The sequence below is a fragment of the Gordonia terrae genome (genome assembly GCF_051789125.1).
In the GTDB taxonomy this organism is placed as follows: Bacteria; Actinomycetota; Actinomycetes; order Mycobacteriales; family Mycobacteriaceae; genus Gordonia; species Gordonia terrae_A.
The window spans coordinates 5,161,502-5,179,214 of the sequence record NZ_CP196526.1 but is presented as its reverse complement, the minus strand read 5'-3'; the positions used below and the strand labels follow the sequence as shown (position 1 = coordinate 5,179,214).

The following is a 17,713-nucleotide window of genomic DNA, read 5'->3' as shown; positions in this document are numbered from 1 at the left end:
GAGCACAGCCGGGCGCCGCGGGGCACAATCGTCGGCGTGGCCAGGTACGGATTCACCCCAACGCAGTTGTCGGCGCGTGCCGCCTATCTGCTGCGCGGCAACGACCTGGGCACGATGACAAGTGCTGCGCCCAAGCTGTATCCGCACATGTGGAGCTGGGATGCGGCGTTCGTGACTGTCGGCCTCGCGCCGCTGTCGGTGGAGCGGGCCGTGATCGAGATGGACACGTTGCTGTCCGCACAGTGGCGCAACGGGATGATCCCGCACATCGTCTTCGCCAACGGTCGTGACGGATACTTCCCCGGCCCGTCTCGCTGGGAGTGCGCCCGGCTGGCCGAATGCGCACCCGACTTCCCCGACACCTCCGGGATCACGCAGCCGCCGGTGCACGCGATCGCCGTGCAGCGCATCCTCGACCATTCCCGACGCCACGGCCGTACGACGCGAGCGGTGGCCAACGAGTTCATCGACCGGCGTTGGAGTTCTCTCGTGCGGTGGCACCGCTGGCTGGCCCATGCCCGAGATCCCAACGGCCGCGGCCGGATCACCCTCTTCCACGGCTGGGAATCCGGCATGGACAATTCCCCGCGCTGGGACTCCGCCTACGCCAACGTCGTTCCGGGCCTGGACCTTCCGCCTTATCAGCGGGCCGACCTCGACCATGTCGAAGACATGTCGATGCGCCCCACCGATCTCGAGTACGACCGTTACATCTGGCTCGTCGAGCAGATGAAACGGGCGAACTACGACGACGAACTGCTTCCGAAGGTGATGAGCTTCGCGGTCGAGGACGTCTTCGTCAGCGCCATCTTCGCCGTCGCGTGTGACGTGCTCGCCACCATCGGCGAGGACTATTCCAAGCCGAGGTCGGATGTGCGCGACCTGCGCGCGTGGGCCGACCGGTTCCGGTCCGGTGTGGTGTCGGCGGCCAACGATCGCAACGGTGCCGCAAGGGATTTCGATCTCCGCGCCAACTCGTGGATCAACACCGAGACCATCGCGGTGTTCGCACCGCTGCTGTGCGGTGGCCTGTCGCGCGAACGTGAACGTGCCCTGCTGCGGCTCTTCGACGGCCCGAGGTACTGCGGCCATCCGGACCTGCGCTATGCGGTGCCGCCCTCGACGTCACCGATCTCGGCGGACTTCCGTCCGCGGGAGTACTGGCGCGGCCCGGTGTGGCCGGTGATGACCTGGCTGTTCAGCTGGGCGTTCGCCCGCCGGGGGTGGACCGAACGGTCTGCGCGCCTTCGCGACGAGGGTCTGCGACAGGCGACCGACGGGACGTTCGCCGAGTACTACGAACCCTTCACCGGCGAACCGCTCGGCAGCATGCAGCAGAGCTGGACCGCGGCCTCGGTACTCGACTGGTTGGACTGACGACCGGCTCCACCTGCGCGTGCGCCCACCAGATCGGCCCACTGCCCGCCACCACCTCCATGTCACCGGGCGATCCATGTCACCGCACCGATCAGACTGTCCCACAGAGATCTACAGTTCCCTCATCCGACGGCAGACGTCGTCGTACACGGCCACCAGCGACCGGGGAGACGCCGATCCGCTCTCGGCGGCCTCGTTGACCTCCACCCACTCCTCGAAAGCGCATTGCACCTCGAGATTGGCGATCTCGAGAATCATCCGGATCTGCGCACGGGTTCTCGTCGAACTCCGCCCACCGAGGGCCTCGGGGCGCTGCCGGGACTTCTCGGCATGGCGGCCGAGCACCACCCGGCTGAGGCATGGTGTCGCGAGCACGAGTTTCTGTACGCGCATGAAGTGTGCCGATACGTCGTCGCTGCGATCTCCGAAGCCCTCGAGGAGTTCGCGGTAGGCGCCCTCGATGTCGGCGAGGGTCAGGGTGTCGGCGTCGAGGGTGGCGAGATGGTCGTCGATGGCCTGGTCGAATCCGAACCGGTCGAAGAGTACGCAGTCTTCTTTTGTGGGGAAGTACCGGAAGAACGTCCGGGACGACACTCCCGCGGCAGCCGCGACCTCATCGACGGTCGTCGCTTCGAACCCGTTGCGCTCGAACAGATCCAACGCGACCTCATGGATCTCCCGGAGGGTCGCATCCCGTCGCCGGGCCCGCAACCCGCCGCTCTCGGAGGAGTCTGTCATGGGCACGAGGGTAGCCTTCACGCCAGAAGCTCGCGTCACCTGCTGCCAATCTGACAGTCACTGACACATTCGTGTATCGTCGCCGTGTGATCGACCGGATGACCGAAGCGATGAAAGAGCGACCGTGACCGAGAACGCAGCCCTCGCGGGCACCGACGAGCGCCGAGACACCCCCACCACCGAGCGCAGCGGTGTGCTGCTCATCGGTGTGCTGCTGGTCGCGGCCTTCGTGGTGATCCTCAACGAGACGATCCTCAGCGTGGCCCTGCCCACCCTGATGACCGATCTCGACATCACCGCGGCGACCGCTCAGTGGCTGACCAGTGGGTTCCTGTTGACGATGGCGATCGTCATCCCGATCACCGGGTTCCTGATGCAGCGGTTCACGCTGCGGTCCATCTACATCGCGGCGATGACCCTGTTCACGGTCGGAACGCTCGTCGCGGCACTGGCGCCGGGTTTCGAGCTCCTGATCATCGCGCGTATTGTCCAGGCGTCGGGTACCGCGCTCATGGTGCCGCTCCTGATGACGACCATCCTCAATGTCGTTCCCGAGCAGAATCGCGGCCGCACAATGGGGCTCGTCTCCATCGTGATAGCGGTGGCGCCTGCCATCGGGCCCACGGTGTCCGGTCTCATCCTGCAGTCGCTGAGCTGGCGCGCGATGTTCTGGATCGTGCTCCCGATCGCGGTCGGCGCGCTGATCCTGGGCGGGGTCTTCGTCCGCAATGTGACCGAGCAGCGGCCCTCGCACCTCGACATCATCTCGGTTCCGTTGTCGGCTCTCGGTTTCGGTGGACTCGTCTACGGACTGAGCAGCATCGGGGAATCCGCCAACGGACACGCTCCGGTCCCGCCGTGGGTGCCGCTGGTCATCGGAGTCGTCGCACTCGCGCTGTTCGTCTACCGGCAGCTGGCCCTCGCCGGTCGCGGCCACGCGCTGCTCGACCTACGGACCTTCGCGGTCGGGCCCTTCCGCCTCGCCGTCGTGTTGATGGCGGGCTTCATGCTCACCCTCTTCGGCGCGCTGATCCTGCTGCCGCTGTACCTGCAGAACGTGATGGGCAAAGACGTCCTGACGACTGGTCTGGTGCTGTTGCCGGGTGGTCTCGTGATGGGTCTGCTGGCGCCGTTCGTCGGGGCCCTGTTCGACAAGCTCGGTGCGCGGCCGCTCGTCCTGCCCGGCACGATCGCGGTCAGCGCGGGCACCTGGTTGCTCACCACCCTCGACGCCGGCTCGTCGATCGGCATGGTGATCGCCGCTCACGTGATCCTCAGCGCGGGAATCGCTTTCGGCCTCACGCCGCTGATGACCTCCGCTCTCGGGTCACTGAGCCCGGAACTGTACTCCCATGGCAGCGCGACGGTCAGCACCATCCAGCAGGTCGCCGGGGCGGCCGGCACGGCACTGTTCATCACGTTGATGACCAGGGGAACCCAATCGGCCATCGACGACGGGGTGAACCCGCTCCAGGCGGGCGCCGACGGCGTCCACCTCGCGTTCGTCGTCGCCGGTTGCCTGTCGCTCGTGCTCGTCGCGGCGGCCGCACTGGTGCGGGGCCGCAAGAGCGCGTAGGAGGTTCGGCCCGGCTCGGTGTCCGGTCGTCTACTTCAGACCCGACGGCACGGTCTTGCCGTTGACGGTCACGGTGACGTCGCCGCTCGTCGTGCTCTCGGAAATGGTGCCGTGGTCGAAGGTCACCACCCGGCGGTCGCCGTCGGTGGTCAGGTCGCTCGTGGGGACTCCCAGAGGTCCGGCCGAGCCGTTCTTCCCGGTGATCAACGGGATGCCATCCGGATCACGCTCGGTGTTCCACGCGTCCCGGATCCTGCCCGAGGTGATGATGTACGCCGGTGTCCCCGGGTCTGCGGACTTCGCGATGACCACGCCGCCCTGGAACTGCTGGAACACGACGCCGCTGTCCCCGGGTCCCGGCGTTGTGATCGCCGGTCAGCGGTTGACCGAGAGCGTCCTTCTGGGCCGCGGTCGCCGACGCGTACTTGGTGGCGATCGGGCCGGCCAGTGTCACCTCGACGTCGTCGACACCCACGACCGTCAGTGAGGAGGGCGCGGCCTCGGTCGGCCTCTCCGCGCCCGCGACCTTCTTCTCGCCGGGGCCTGCCGGTGACGTCGACACCGGTGTCGACGATGCCGTTCCCGGGGCACCGCCCGCATCGGTGCCGCCGCAACCGGCGGCGAGCAGCGTGACGACGAACAACCCGGCGACGAGCCCGCTGCGACGGGACGCGACCTGCGTCATGTGTTCCTCTCGGATTCAGATCTGGGAGTTCCGACCTCGCACACGCGGCCGGTCCTCTGCGCACCAACCGGACTTTCGGGTCGACTCTATCGATTCGACGCCCCGGTGTCGGCGCGACGACAGCACCGCACCGTCGAGTGGCTCGGTGACCGGTCGTGTCGATAGATCTCTCTGGGTTGAGCCGGCCTACCAACTCCTTGCGCCAGCAGGATGTCCGCCGGTTCCGGTTCTGCGAGAAAACGCCGTAGCACTCCATTACAAAGCCGTCATACAGCGGAAACACTCCACTTGTTTCATAGCAGGGGACAACGTCTACTCAGGTGATTCGCCACGACAGGCGATGACTCACCTGGGGACGTGATCAAGTACCGCCTCCGGCGAGTACACCCCGAAGACGCAAGTGAAGGAGCAACGTGACCATCGAGAGTGCCAAGGCGTTGGAGTTCCGCGTGACCAGCGGCGGACACGAGAACCTGCCGAAGATGCCCGAGTCCGAGTACCCGGGAACCCAGGGCTTCATCGGCGACGTCTACGAGAACCCGGACGGAAGTCCCATGTGCAGCGGATACTTCGAGCTGCGCCACACTGACGAGCCGCTGTATTACGAATACGAGTACGACGAGATGAAGGTCGTCCTCCAGGGCGAGTTCCTCTTGGAGAACAAGGAGACCGGACAGAAGACGGTCGCGAAGGCCAAGGACGCGATCTTCTTCCCGAAGGGGTCCAAGATCTACTTCAGCACGCCCGATTACGCGCTTGCCTTCTACACGGGGCTGCGCGACGCGACACTGCTCTGAATCACCATGTCGCAGATCGCGTACTCCAGCGTGCCGCCGTGGGCGCGTGCCGGTGGGCCGGTCGTCCCGGCAACCCCTGCACCGACCGGTAGCTCCTATGTGCTGGTCGGTGTCGGGGACGTCGCCGACATCCTGGGTCGGTGGGAAGCCGAACTCCCTCCGCGTGCGACCACACGCATCCACGGAGATGCCGACTCGGTCGCCGACCTGCTCGGCACCGCCTTGACCGAAGCCGTTGTCGGCGTGCGTGTCTGGATCGTCGCCGACGTCGGCGACGCCCTCGTGCTCCGTGCTGTCGCGCTCGGCGCGGGCCTCGAGGACGACGAGATCGAGGTCGTTCCGGCCCCTCGGGCGGGGAGACGTCCGGTCGAGATCTTCTGCGCCCACTGCCGTTCGATCACGCGGACCACCGCCGTGGTCGACGACGTCGTCCCGTGTGCCGGCTGCCGACGCGACCTCCTCGTCTACCACCATGTGTCCCGGCGGTCGGGGCAGTTCCTGGGCTTCATGGTCGACGCCGAGACCGCGGGTGCAGACAGCGCCATGTCCCACTCCAACTAGGAGCTGATCCGATGAACATCGCGCTCGCAGAGACGAACCCACCGGTATCGGTCGCCGAGAACGCAACCCGTCCGACGACGATGGACCTGCTCGTGACCTCGATCGAGAACACGACGCGCGACATCCGCGCGATCACCCTGGCCGACCCGACGGGCCGAGCGCTCCCCGCGTTCGTCCCGGGCAGCCACCTGGTGGTCCACGCCGGGAGCCACACCAACGCGTACAGTCTCACGGGCGACGGCACCCACCCGTCGCACTACTCCATCTCGGTTCTCCGTTGCGACGACGGCCACGGCGGTTCCCGTTGGCTTCACGAGCGGCTGGCCGTCGGCGATCATCTGACTGTCGGGCTGCCCCGCAGCGCCTTCGGCCCGATCGCACGTGCCCGCAAACATCTTCTGATCGCCGGCGGTATCGGGATCACCCCGATCGTGTCACATCTGCGGGCCGCGACACGGTGGCGTCGAGATGTTCAGTTGCTCTACGTGTTCCGCGACTCGTCCGCCGCCCACCTCGACGATGTGACGGCGCTCGCCGGCACACGGGCGGAGCTGTTCACCGACCGTTCGTCCTTCGCCGAACGGCTCGAGCAGGCTCTCGGGTCGCAACCCGTCGGCACACACTTGTACGTGTGCGGACCGTCGCCCATGATCGATGCCGTGACTGCGGCGGCCGCCGCCGCGGGTTGGCCCGACTCGCGAATCCACTTCGAACGCTTCGGTGTCGACGCGCTCGACGCCGGTGACCCGTTCCGCGTGACTCTCCGCGAGACCGGACGCACGATCGACGTGCCGTCCGGCACCAGTCTCCTCGAAGCCCTCGAGCACGACGGCATCGCGATTCCCAACCTGTGCCGGCAGGGCGTCTGCGGAGAGTGCCGCATCCCCCTCGCCGGTGGTACGCCCATCCACCGCGACCTCTACCTCACCGCCGAGGAGAAGGACGCCGGTGACGCCATCATGCCGTGCGTCTCGCGCGCGGCCGCGGGTTGCACATTGGAGGTTCCCCTGTGACCAGCACGCTCGAGACGGACATCGCGCGAGATCTGCTCGCGGGATTCCCGTTTCCGTTCCCCGACGACCGATATCGCTACAGCACCAATGTCGAACCGGCGCGGAATCCGGTGGTCACGCCCACCGGTCAGTGGGGTTCCGCGGTCATCGACATCGACGCGGAGTATCGAACCGAACTCGATCAGCGAGCGACGATCCTCGCCGCCGACCCCACCCGCCACGCGGTGCTGCCGCACATGGTGCCTGCGGCGTGGGACGCGATGCTGACGATCATGCGGGAGCTCGATTCCGCGTACCCCGAACAGATGCAGCTGCGATCGACCGGAGCCGACACCTGGATGTGGCGCAACACCGTACTCGGCATCGAGCAGGGTTTCCGGTACGGCGACGACACCACGCTGCCCGACGAACCGCTGCGCTACATCACTTCTCAGGTCCAGGAGGACATCGCACTCCTCGATCAGCGCAACGACCAGCTGTTCGTCGACGCGGGTGTGGTCACCTTCGCCGCCGACTGGAGCTTCGGATTCGACGTCGGCATGAGTTTCCTCGAGATCCACGGTCCGGTCCCGCGTGTCCGCAAGGAAGGCGTCATCACCCGGGCCCACGAGTTCCTCAAACGCCTGCAACCGCATCAGCCGTATCGGCGGACCAACTGGACCCTGACCATCGATCGCCGCCTCGACGTCTCCACGGAGATCTACCCCGAGTGGGGACCCGACCGCGAGAGCATCCAGACCGTCCCCGACGACGAGTTCGGCCGCCGCGTCCATCTGCGCGTCGAGGTCCAGCACCTCGTCCGCCTCCCGGACTCGGGTGCGGTGATGTTCGTGATCCGCACGTACATGCTCCCCCTGGAGCAGCTCGCGACCGTCGAGCCGTGGCGGCGCCGCACCGCCGAAGTGTTGGCCGAATTGCCCGCGGACATGGCCGATTACAAGGGGATCATCAAGTTCCGGGACCGTGCGGCGAGCTGGCTGCGGTCCGCCGTCCCCACGCCGTCAGAGGTTTCGGGGCCCGGAGTACCCGTGTGGCCGACGTCTCCACCCGCCGTCGACACCAGTGGGTCGGCGTTCCTCGTCGTCACCGTCGGCGACGACCCCGAGGCCGCACACGTGTCGCGGACCTGGGTGGGTGCGGCCGAGGCCGTGGGCCCGACCCGACTCCTGGTTCTCGACACCCTGGCCGACGACCATGACCGCGCCGCGCTGCAGCGTGCCCTGGACGAGTCTGTCACCGGGACGCGGATCCTCGTGACCGGCGGTCAGTACGACGTCATGACGGCGCTCGCGGCGGCCCGCGGGGCGGGAGCGCTGCCCGCAGAACTGTCGTCGTATGTGACCCACACCCACGACCTACCGCTCTACTGCGCACACTGCCGCGACACGTTCCGGGTGGAGGCAGCGGCCGGGGAAACCGTCATATGTCCGGGTTGCGCGCGCGATCTCGCCATCCACGAGCATCATTCGCCGGTGCTCGGGAGCTTCCTGGGCTCTGCAGCAGGTGATGCATGACCGCTGTGGCCATTCCGCAACAACCGGCGGCTCATCTGCACCCGGCGTACGCCACCGGACCGCGACCGATGCGGGTCGTCTCGATTCGCCGGCTCACCGACGCGATCACCCACTTCCGCTTCGGCCCCCTCGACGACTCCTCACCGGCACTGACGGCGTACCAGCCCGGCAGTCACCTGATCATCACGACCGGTGATGGACGCAACGCTTACTCCCTCGTCGACGACGGGATGTATCCGACCACCTACGGGATCTCCGTCCTGCGGCGGGCAGCCGGTGGAGGCTCGGACTGGTTGCACGACAACCTCGTCGAGGATGCCGTCGTCGAGATCGAGGGACCCAGGTCGATGTTCGCGCCTGTCCTCGACCAGCATGGTGCGCTTCTCGTCGCGGGTGGGATCGGTGTCACGCCGGTGCTCTCACACGCGCGGGCTCTGGCGCGCGACGGACGTCGTGCGGACATCGTGTACTCGTACCGACGCGGCGGCGGTGCGCACCTCGAGGACCTTCGGGCGTTGGCGCGGCACCCGCACATCTCGCTGCACGAGGTGTCCGGGGCCGAACAGACCGCGGCGCTCATCGCCGAGAGACTGCGGGCACAACCCCTGGGTACGCATGCCTACGCCTGCGGACCCGCGTCACTTCTCGACACCTACGCGCGACTGGCCGCGGACGCCGGATGGCCCGATGCACGTGTCCATCTGGAGCGTTTCGCCGCGCCCGAACAGGACCCGGGTGACCCGTTCACCGCCACCGTGGCATCGACGGGTGCCGGCATCGACGTACCGGCCGGGGTGTCGCTGCTGCAGCGGCTGCTCGACACGGGTGTCGCGGTACCCAACCTGTGCCGTCAGGGGGTGTGCGGCGAATGCCGAATCCCGGTGCGACGCGGCGTCATCGAACATCGAGACTTCGTACTGACCGAGGACGAGAAGGCCGCGGGTGACTCGATGCTGTGCTGTGTGTCCCGAGGCCACGACATCGAGGTGGACCTATGAGCACCGAATCTCTTTCCGTCCGTCGAGTCGACCACTTGGCGAACCTCCCGTGGCCGTTCCCCGACGATCTCGACGAGTTCGCCTACAGCGTGAACGTGGAACCGGCACGCGTCCCGCGAGCCACGCGCGCGGGCGAATGGGGTAGACACCTCGTCGATCTCGGAGGTGTCGAGTACCCGGAGATCATGGCCGAGCGGCGTCGGATCCTCGACGCCGATCCCTCCCGCGTGCGGGTTCGTACGGGTATGGAACTGGCGTGCTGGGATCTGCTGATCTACTACCTCCGCGATCTCGACCGCGCATACCCCGACGTGATGCATCTCGCCGAAGACGGTGACGGCCGATTCCGTTGGCGCAACGACCTCCTCGGAACGGACCAGGCCTTCGTGCTCGGCGACCCGCGCACGTTGCCGTACGGGCCGATGGAGTTCCTGGCGCGCGAAGTCCCCGATGATCTGCTGCTCGTCACCGAGCGCGACGGACACCTCTACTTCGACGCCGGGGTCGTCACCTTCGCCGCGGCATGGTCGGTGTCGTTCGACGTCGGCATGGACATGTACGAGATCCACGCACCGGTCCCGCGCATGCTTCGCGAGGGCATCGTCGCCCGCGCGGAACAGTTCCTGCGGAGGCTACCGGCCGACCAGGTCTACCGCAGGGTGAACTGGACGCTCTCGGCGTCGGACTCGCACAAACTCGACGTCAGTCTCGAGGAACTCCCCGAGTGGTCCGGCGATGTCCCCGGGATGATCGCCGACGGCGATTTCGGCAGGGCGCGCCTGCGAATCGAGCTGGAACACTTCGTCCGGTTGCCGATGTCGGGTGCGGTGACGTTCAATATCCGGACATTCATGGCCTCGCTCGAGGACGTGAAGCGCATACCCGAGTGGGCCGGTCAACTGGCGACCGTCATCGAGACGCTCGGCGAGGACATCGCCGCTTACAAGGGATTCCTCGACTATCGCGACAGTGTCGTCGCCTATCTCCGCGGTCAACGGTGCCCGTGAGCTGCTGGTCCCGCACAACCCGATTTCTCCACAGTCCCTGAACCGAAAGATCGCTCATGGAACCGATTCTCGCGGCCAACGCCGACCTGGCATGGATGCTGGCGGCCTTCGTCTTCGTCCTGCTGATGTTCCCCGGCCTCGCCTTCTTCTACGGCGGCATGGTCGGGTCGAAGAACGTGCTCAACATCATGACCATGGTCATGTCCACCCTCGCGATCACGGCCGTCCTCTACGTCGTGATCGGCCACGGCCTGGTGTCGGGACCGTCGGTGGGCGGGTGGGGTCTCATCGGCAATCCGACCGACTACATCGGATTGACCAACTGGCTGACCGATGACGCGTCCGGAGCCACCCAGACGCTGTACTTCGCGGCCTGGTTCATCCTGTTCGCCGCGATCACGATCGCCATCGTGGCCAGTGGTGCCGCCGGCCGGATGAAATTCTCCGCTTGGCTGGTCTTCGCGCCGATCTGGCTTCTTGTGGTGTATTTCCCAGTCGCGCACTGGGTCTTCGCTGCTGACGTCGACGACAACTACAGCGGTGGATTCCTGCTCAACGATCTCGAGATCGTCGACTACGCCGGCGGTACGGCGGTGCACATGAATTCCGGTGTCGCGGCGCTCGCCCTGGCCGTCGTCCTGGGCGCGCGCAAGCGTCGCATGGAACGTCCGCACAACGTGCCGATGACGATCCTCGGCGGCGGCATCCTGTTCTTCGGCTGGTTCGGGTTCAACGGCAGCTGTGCGCTCGGGGCCAACTTCCTGGCACAGGCCGTCATCCTGAACACGCTGCTCGCCGGGTCCGCGGGCATGATCGGCTTCGCCATCGTGGAGAAGTGGCGTGAGGGACATGTGACCTCGCTCGGCATGATCACCGGCACCGTCGCAGGCCTGGTGGGCATCACACCCGCGGCGAGCAGCATGGCGCCGCTCGGGGCGCTGCTCGTCGGCATCTTCGCCGCTGCCGTCGTGGCGTTCCTGCTGAGCTTCAAGAGCAGGCTGAAGGTCGACGAGACGCTGGACGCATTCGCCGTCCACGGTGTCGGTGGCATCGTGGGCACCATCTGCATCGTCTTGTTCGCCACCGAGGCGGCGCCGGCCGGTGTCCAGGGCATCCTCTTCGGGGGACCGGTCGACATCGTGTGGCGCGAACTCGCCGGAATCGTCATCACCTGCACCTACTCGTTCGTGATGACCTGGCTCATCGCGAAGGGTCTCGACAAGCTCATCGGCCTACGCGTCGACGAGGAAACCGAGGTGACCGGCCTGGACACCGTGCTGCACGCCGAGACCGCGTACGAGATCCCGAGTGCGTCAGTCGGACACGCCGGCAGCGGCCTCGCCGGCATGTCGCCCGCGCGGGCGGTCGACAGGGTCGAGCAGGCGATGCCGTCGTCGGCACCGGCGTCGGCGCCACCCGCGGGGGTCTGACCGACCGCGCCGGACGCTTTGCGTCAGTGACTGCTCGGGGGTTCACCGGTCACCGGTGGGCCCCCGAGTATTTCTGTGTCGGATCGGCAAACGCCTCGCGCAAAACGACACCCATCGCTCACCGCTGCGAAACACGAGGGAAACAGTCAAGGCGTCTACTAGCGGTAGACAGTGGTTCACAAGAGTGGACACCGTGAACGAGAACCTCTAGAGTCGACCCCGGAGCACACGATGACGACGATCGCGACGACAACGACCGAGAAGACAACCACCGCAACGTCAACCAGCGAGACCACCGACGAACTGGCCGCGCTGTGTGCGGCACACGGCACGAAGTTCATCCTCGCGATGTTCGTCGACCTTCGCGGCAAGCCCTGCGCCAAGCTGGTACCGGTGGAGGCAGTCGACGAACTGGCCACCGACGGAGTCGGATTCGCCGGCTACGCGGTCGGCGCGATCGGGCAGGAACCCAAGGATCCCGACCTCATCGCCATCCCGGACGTCAGTTCCTTCCTGCCCATCCCGTTCATCAAGGAGGGCCTCGCAGTCGTCCAGTGCGACCCGCACGTCGAAGGGAAGCCATGGCCGTTCGCGCCGCGCAACATCCTCAAGGCGCTCATCGCACAGACCGCGGATGCCGGGTTCGAGCCGTGGGTCGGTGCCGAGGTCGAGTACTTCCTCCTCAAGCGGGGCGCCGACGGTTCGCTGGTGACCGCGGACGCCGCCGATGACTCCGACCAGCCCTGCTACGACGTCCGCGGGTTGACGCGCATGTACGAGCACTTGACGACGGTCTCCACCGCGATGAACCAGCTCGGCTGGAGCAACTACGCCAACGACCACGAAGACGGGAACGGGCAGTTCGAGCAGAACTTCGCCTACTCCGACGCGCTCACCACAGCCGACCGGGTCGTCACGCTCCGCTACCTGCTGTCGGCGCTGGCCGCGGAGAGGGGCATGATCGCGACCTTCATGCCCAAGCCGTTCGCCGAGCGCACCGGGTCGGGCCTGCACTTCCACCTGTCGCTCACCCGGGCCGGGGACCCGGTCTTCCCGCAGGTCGGCGACGACGAGCGCGGGCTCGGACTGTCCGAGACGGCCTACGGTTTCATCGGCGGCATCCTCGAGCACGCGCCCGCCTTGCAGGCGGTCATCGCCCCGACGGTCAACTCATACAAGCGAACCGGGGCCACCGCCACCCGGTCGGGTGCCTCGTGGGCACCGAGGCGTGCCACCTACGGAGGTAACGACCGCACGCACTATGTCCGAGTGCCCGACGAGCAGCGCGTCGAACTGCGCGGCGCCGACGGGTCCGCGAATCCCTATCTGGCCGTTGCCGCGTTGCTCGGAGCCGGTCTCGACGGCATCAAGCGGAGTCTGGACCCCGGCCCTGTCGGGAACTGCCCCGGCCACATCGCCGAACTGCCGCTGACCCTCCTGCACGCCGTGGACGCGCTCGAGATCGACGCGGTGGTCGCCGGAACACTCGACGCCGCGCTCCCCGAGGACTGGCCGACCGAGCAGCAACGGGTGTCCGCCTACTTCGCCGGCCTCAAACGCGATGAGTTCTTCGATTGGCACGCGGCCGTCTCGCCGTGGGAGGTCGACAAGTACCTCACCGCCTTCTGACACGGCCCACCTCTCACGCGATCACCCGAATCCCGACGAACCACTCCATCACCCCATCGAACGTAAGGACCTGACCATGTGCGGAATCGTCGGGTTGCACCTGCGCAACCCGGATCTCCATCCCCGACTCGGCGCCCTGCTCGCCGTGATGCTCGGCGAGATGCAGGACCGCGGTGCCGATTCGGCCGGCATCGCCGTCTACGGCAACCCCGAATGGGCGCCGCCGGGGCATGGGTGTATCTCCCTCCTGGAACTCGAGGTGTCGGCCGAGGAGGTGGCGAGCACGCTCGGAGCCGCCCTCGGGGTCCCGGTGGCCGCACAGGCGATCGACGTCACCCTGGTGGTGTCGGCTCCGGTGTCCGCCGACGAGCTGCTCGTCGCGACGCGTGCCGCCTACCCCGCTGCGCTGATCGCCGGTTTCGGAGCCGACCTGACCGTCCTCAAGGGCGTCGGCGCACCGCGGGACCTGACCGAATCATGGTCGCTTGCAGCGGCGTCGGGCTGGCAGGGCGTCGGCCACACCCGCATGGCCACCGAGTCGGCCGTCACCTCGTCGGGCGCCCACCCGTTCGCGGTGGGTCCCGAACAGTGCCTTGTCCACAACGGATCGTTCGCCAATCACGCCACCATCCGGCGCGAACTGCGCGCCGCGGGAGTCGAGTTCGACAGCGAGAACGACACGGAGGTGGGTGCGCGCTTCGTCGCCCATCAGCTGGCCGCGGGCAAGGACGTGGAGACCGCACTGAAAGAGGTCTGCGCGAACTTCGACGGCTTCTACACACTCCTCGTGTCGAACCGTGACTCGTTCGCCGTCGTCCGGGACGCGATCGCGTGCAAGCCCGCCGTGATCGCCGAAACCGACGACTGGGTCGCGATGGCCAGCGAGTACCGGGCACTCGCCAAGCTCCCGGGCGTGGAGAACGCCCGGATCTGGGAGCCGGAGCCGGAGGTCGTGTACGCATGGACACGATGACCGTCGAGCAGGCACCCGCACCTTCCGTTCCCGCCTCGACCGGCCTGGCGAAAGCTGAGACGATGAACCCCAACCACACCTTCGATCTGGCGACTACACCTCTGCGCGAGATCAATTCGGCTCTGCACGGCGACATCTCGGGTGACATCGTCATCGAGAACCCGGCCGGCGCCCACAGCGTCGCCGCGGGAGTGAACCTGCCGGTGAAGATCACGGTCAACGGTCACGTCGGCTACTACGCGGCCGGGATGAACCAGCAGGCCGAGGTGACCATCAACGGCAATGCCGGCACCGGCGTGGCCGAGAACATGATGAGCGGCAGCGTCATCGTCAAGGGCAACGCGTCCCAGTCGGCAGGCGCGACCGCGCACGGCGGACTCCTCGTGATCGACGGTGACGCCGCCGCGCGATGCGGCATCTCGATGAAGGGGGTCGACATCGTCGTGGGCGGAAACGTCGGCCACAACAGCGCTTTCATGGCCCAGGCCGGACGTCTCGTGGTCCGCGGCGATGCCGGCGACGGTCTCGGCGACTCGATCTACGAGACCCGCATCTATGTTCGCGGCGACGTCGCCTCCCTCGGTGCCGACTGCGTCGCCAAACCCATGCGCGCCGAACACCTCGACGAACTCACCGGCCTGCTCAAGGCCGCCGGGTTCGGCGACGACGACCCGCGCGACTACACCCGCTACGGTTCCGCCCGCGAGCTGTACCACTTCAAGGTCGACAACGCCTCCGCGTACTGACGCCCCCGCTCCCTGAGGTGCGACACCACCCTCGCTCCCTGAGGTCGGCGACACCACTTTGCTCCCTGAGGTGCGAGGAGCGCAGCGACGAGCCACGAAGGGCCGCAACCTCGCACACACACACCACACGACTCGAGAAGGATCACCATGACCGACGACCTCAGCGTCGAGCAGCGCGGACTGCGTGAGTCCGCCACGTTCGACCGCACCACCATCGCCGCCATCCAGCGCGCCGCCGAGACCGGCATCTACGACATCCGCGGTTGGGGCGCCAAGCGCAAGCTGCCGCATTTCGACGACCTGTTGTTCCTCGGTGCGTCGATGTCGCGCTACCCGCTCGAGGGTTACCGCGAACGCTGTGACACCGACGTCGTACTCGGTAACCGGAACGCGAAATACCCATTGCACCTGTCGACTCCGGTGACCATCGCAGGCATGAGCTTCGGCGCGCTCTCGGCCGGCGCGAAGGAGGCACTCGGGCGGGGCGCTTCGGAGGTCGGGACCTCGACCACCACCGGCGACGGCGGGATGACCCCCGAAGAGCGGGGACAGTCCAAGAACCTCGTCTACCAGTACCTCCCGTCGCGGTACGGCATGAACCCCGACGACCTGCGCAAGGCCGATGCCATCGAGATCGTCCTCGGCCAGGGCGCGAAACCCGGTGGCGGCGGAATGCTGCTGGGCCAGAAGATCTCCGAACGTGTCGCCGGCATGCGTACCTTGCCGCAGGGTATCGACCAGCGCAGCGCCTGCCGTCACCCGGACTGGACCGGTCCCGACGACCTCGCCATCAAGATCAACGAGCTGCGTGAGATCACCGACTGGGAGAAGCCGATCTACGTCAAGGTCGGTGCCACCCGCACCTACTACGACGTGAAGCTCGCCGTGCACTCGGGCGCCGACGTCGTCGTGGTCGACGGTATGCAAGGTGGTACCGCCGCAACCCAGGACGTCTTCATCGAACACGTCGGCATCCCCACGCTGGCCGCGATCCCGCAGGCCGTACAGGCGTTGCAGGAGTTGGGTGTTCACAGAGAGGTTCAGTTGATCGTCTCGGGCGGAATCCGCAACGGCGCCGACGTCGCCAAGGCGATGGCACTCGGCGCGGACGCGGTCGCGATCGGGACGGCAGCCCTGATCGCGCTGGGCGACAACGATCCTCGCCACGCGGCGGAGTACGAGGCGCTCGGATCGGCGGCCGGTTACTACGACGACTTCCAGGACGGCCGCGACCCGGCGGGCATCAGCACCCAGGACCCCGAACTCTCCGCCCGCTTCGACCCCGTTCTCGGCGGCAAACGACTCGCGAACTTCCTGCGGGTCATGACGATGGAGGCCCAGACGATCGCCCGCGCGTGCGGCAAGGCGCACCTACAGCACCTGGAGCCCGAGGACCTGGTGGCGATCTCGATCGAGGCGTCGGCCATGGCCCGTGTGCCGCTGGCCGGGACCAGCTGGATCCCGGGATCGGGATCGTGACCGCGGCGGAGACCGCGCAGGTCGTCATCGTCGGCGGAGGCCTGGAAGGGACGGCCGCCGCGTGGGCGCTGGGTCAACGCGGCATCACCGATGTGGTCGTGTGTGAGCGAGACACCGTCGGCGGCGGGATGACCGGCAAGTCGTCGGGGATCGTCCGTTGCCACTACGGTGTCAGCTCGTTGGCCGCCATGGCCGCCTACGGTCTCGAGGTGTTCGAGAAGGCCGAGGAGATCTTCGGTGCCGACATCGGTTTCCGTCAGACCGGATACGTCGTCGGCGTGGGTGAACCCAACGTCGAGAACATGCGCGCGAGTCTCGCCGCGCAGCGCGCGGTGGGTGTACAGACCGAGGAGATCGACGCCGCCGATGTGGCCGCGATGTGGCCGACCGCCGACCTCGACCCGTTCGCGGCCTTCGGCTGGGAGGAGCGTGGCGGGTACGGCGACGCTTATCAGACCGCGCAGGCCTTCGCGGCGTCGGCGCGGGCAACAGGAATCCGAATTCGTCAGGGCACCAACGTCACCGGCCTGGTCGTCGACTCCGACCGGGTGACGGGCGTTCGCCTCGCGGACGGTTCGACGATCTCCGCGGACACCGTGGTGGTCGCCACCGGCGTGTGGACGAAGCCGTTCCTCGCCCCCTTCGGCATCGACGTCCCGATCGAGGTGCACCGCGAGCAGATCGTGATGATTCATCCGGGGGATGATCTCGGAGACGTCCCGGTGTTCTCCGATCTGGTGTCGTTGCAGTATGTCCGCCCGGACGTCCGTGGCGAGATCCTGTTCGGCAACAGCGATCTGGCGGCTCTCGACATCGCGGATCCGGACGGCTACCGCAATCGCGCTGATTCGGACTTCATCGACCTGACCGTCGAGAAGGTCGGCACGCGATTCCCCGGCTTCAGCGATCCGGCGATCACCACGAGCTATGCCGGCTGTTACGACGTGACGCCCGATTGGAACCCGATCATCTCGCGCGGGCCGCTCGACGGCCTCGTGCTGGCCGCCGGCTTCAGCGGGCACGGGTTCAAGATCTCGCCCGCGGTGGGACGGTTGATCGCCGACCTCGTCGTCGACGGTCGCAGCTCCGACCCTCGGGTGCCGGAGACGGACTTCCGCTTCTCACGGTTCGACGACGGCGACCTGCTGAAGACGCGCTTCCCCTACGTGGGGGCGGGGGAGATGCGCTGA

The 17,713-nt window shown here is 67.1% G+C and carries 15 protein-coding genes and 1 pseudogene; 14 read left to right on the top strand and 2 right to left on the bottom strand.

Going from position 1 to position 17,713, the window contains the following annotated elements; translation table 11 throughout:
• Positions 1–36: 36 nt before the first annotated feature.
• On the top strand, positions 37–1,377 hold the full coding sequence (gene ggh, locus ACSUZC_RS23590) for a glucosylglycerate hydrolase (RefSeq protein WP_439030857.1): 1,341 nt from the start codon (positions 37–39) through the stop codon (positions 1,375–1,377).
• 111 nt (positions 1,378–1,488) lie between these two features.
• Here the strand turns inward: ggh and ACSUZC_RS23585 are convergent, their stop codons facing one another.
• Positions 1,489–2,115, bottom strand: coding sequence for a TetR family transcriptional regulator (locus ACSUZC_RS23585; protein WP_439030856.1), 627 nt, complete (start codon positions 2,113–2,115; stop codon positions 1,489–1,491).
• Between the two features lie 124 nt (positions 2,116–2,239).
• Here ACSUZC_RS23585 and ACSUZC_RS23580 point away from each other — a divergent pair, with 124 nt between their 5' ends.
• Positions 2,240–3,691 (top strand): MDR family MFS transporter, encoded by a 1,452-nt coding sequence (locus ACSUZC_RS23580; protein ID WP_439030855.1) that lies wholly within the window; start codon positions 2,240–2,242, stop codon positions 3,689–3,691.
• A gap of 30 nt (positions 3,692–3,721) precedes the next feature.
• On the opposite strand, the pseudogene ACSUZC_RS23575 reads toward ACSUZC_RS23580, so the two are convergent.
• Positions 3,722–4,376 (bottom strand): annotated as a pseudogene (locus ACSUZC_RS23575) (LGFP repeat-containing protein).
• A gap of 413 nt (positions 4,377–4,789) precedes the next feature.
• Here ACSUZC_RS23575 and ACSUZC_RS23570 point away from each other — a divergent pair.
• From ACSUZC_RS23570 to ACSUZC_RS23515, 12 genes are all read left to right on the top strand, one after another.
• The gene (locus ACSUZC_RS23570; RefSeq protein WP_439030854.1) at positions 4,790–5,173 is read left to right on the top strand and encodes an ethanolamine utilization protein; all 384 of its coding nucleotides are present in this window, start codon (positions 4,790–4,792) and stop codon (positions 5,171–5,173) included.
• A 6-nt stretch (positions 5,174–5,179) separates the two neighbouring features.
• Entirely contained in the window at positions 5,180–5,734 is a 555-nt protein-coding gene (locus tag ACSUZC_RS23565) for a dimethylamine monooxygenase subunit DmmA family protein (RefSeq protein WP_439030853.1), read from the top strand.
• A gap of 11 nt (positions 5,735–5,745) precedes the next feature.
• Entirely contained in the window at positions 5,746–6,747 is a 1,002-nt protein-coding gene (locus ACSUZC_RS23560) for a PDR/VanB family oxidoreductase (protein WP_439030852.1), read from the top strand.
• Positions 6,744–8,261: a heme-dependent oxidative N-demethylase subunit alpha family protein gene (locus ACSUZC_RS23555; RefSeq protein ID WP_439030851.1), complete on the top strand. Its 1,518-nt coding sequence runs from the start codon at positions 6,744–6,746 to the stop codon at positions 8,259–8,261. Before ACSUZC_RS23560 ends, ACSUZC_RS23555 begins: the two co-directional genes overlap by 4 nt.
• Positions 8,258–9,259: a PDR/VanB family oxidoreductase gene (locus tag ACSUZC_RS23550; RefSeq protein ID WP_439030850.1), complete on the top strand. Its 1,002-nt coding sequence runs from the start codon at positions 8,258–8,260 to the stop codon at positions 9,257–9,259. Before ACSUZC_RS23555 ends, ACSUZC_RS23550 begins: the two co-directional genes overlap by 4 nt.
• Complete coding sequence (locus tag ACSUZC_RS23545; protein ID WP_439030849.1) at positions 9,256–10,266, top strand: heme-dependent oxidative N-demethylase family protein; 1,011 nt, start codon at positions 9,256–9,258, stop codon at positions 10,264–10,266. Before ACSUZC_RS23550 ends, ACSUZC_RS23545 begins: the two co-directional genes overlap by 4 nt.
• Positions 10,267–10,322: 56 nt before the next feature.
• Positions 10,323–11,696, top strand: coding sequence for an ammonium transporter (locus tag ACSUZC_RS23540; RefSeq protein ID WP_439030848.1), 1,374 nt, complete (start codon positions 10,323–10,325; stop codon positions 11,694–11,696).
• 231 nt (positions 11,697–11,927) lie between these two features.
• Complete coding sequence (glnT, locus tag ACSUZC_RS23535) at positions 11,928–13,325, top strand: type III glutamate--ammonia ligase (RefSeq protein WP_439030847.1); 1,398 nt, start codon at positions 11,928–11,930, stop codon at positions 13,323–13,325.
• 76 nt (positions 13,326–13,401) lie between these two features.
• Complete coding sequence (locus ACSUZC_RS23530; protein WP_439030846.1) at positions 13,402–14,298, top strand: glutamine amidotransferase; 897 nt, start codon at positions 13,402–13,404, stop codon at positions 14,296–14,298.
• Positions 14,286–15,044, top strand: coding sequence for a protein glxC (locus tag ACSUZC_RS23525; protein ID WP_439030845.1), 759 nt, complete (start codon positions 14,286–14,288; stop codon positions 15,042–15,044). The genes ACSUZC_RS23530 and ACSUZC_RS23525 overlap by 13 nt, the downstream gene beginning before the upstream one ends.
• A 147-nt stretch (positions 15,045–15,191) precedes the next feature.
• Positions 15,192–16,523 carry an FMN-binding glutamate synthase family protein gene (locus tag ACSUZC_RS23520; protein ID WP_439030844.1) on the top strand — a complete coding sequence of 444 codons (1,332 nt, stop codon included), beginning with the start codon at positions 15,192–15,194 and terminating at the stop codon, positions 16,521–16,523.
• Complete coding sequence (locus ACSUZC_RS23515) at positions 16,520–17,713, top strand: NAD(P)/FAD-dependent oxidoreductase (protein WP_439030843.1); 1,194 nt, start codon at positions 16,520–16,522, stop codon at positions 17,711–17,713. Before ACSUZC_RS23520 ends, ACSUZC_RS23515 begins: the two co-directional genes overlap by 4 nt.

Bases quoted from the DNA above. Each gene is read 5' to 3' on its own strand.
- ACSUZC_RS23585 (WP_439030856.1), bottom strand. From the start codon at position 2,115: ATGACAGACTCCTCCGAGAGCGGCGGGTTGCGGGCCCGGCGACGGGAT.
- ACSUZC_RS23565 (WP_439030853.1), top strand. From the start codon at position 5,180: ATGTCGCAGATCGCGTACTCCAGCGTGCCGCCGTGGGCGCGTGCCGGT.
- ACSUZC_RS23560 (WP_439030852.1), top strand. From the start codon at position 5,746: ATGAACATCGCGCTCGCAGAGACGAACCCACCGGTATCGGTCGCCGAG.
- ACSUZC_RS23550 (WP_439030850.1), top strand. From the start codon at position 8,258: ATGACCGCTGTGGCCATTCCGCAACAACCGGCGGCTCATCTGCACCCG.
- ACSUZC_RS23545 (WP_439030849.1), top strand. From the start codon at position 9,256: ATGAGCACCGAATCTCTTTCCGTCCGTCGAGTCGACCACTTGGCGAAC.
- ACSUZC_RS23540 (WP_439030848.1), top strand. From the start codon at position 10,323: ATGGAACCGATTCTCGCGGCCAACGCCGACCTGGCATGGATGCTGGCG.
- glnT (WP_439030847.1), top strand. From the start codon at position 11,928: ATGACGACGATCGCGACGACAACGACCGAGAAGACAACCACCGCAACG.
- ACSUZC_RS23530 (WP_439030846.1), top strand. From the start codon at position 13,402: ATGTGCGGAATCGTCGGGTTGCACCTGCGCAACCCGGATCTCCATCCC.
- ACSUZC_RS23525 (WP_439030845.1), top strand. From the start codon at position 14,286: ATGGACACGATGACCGTCGAGCAGGCACCCGCACCTTCCGTTCCCGCC.
- ACSUZC_RS23520 (WP_439030844.1), top strand. From the start codon at position 15,192: ATGACCGACGACCTCAGCGTCGAGCAGCGCGGACTGCGTGAGTCCGCC.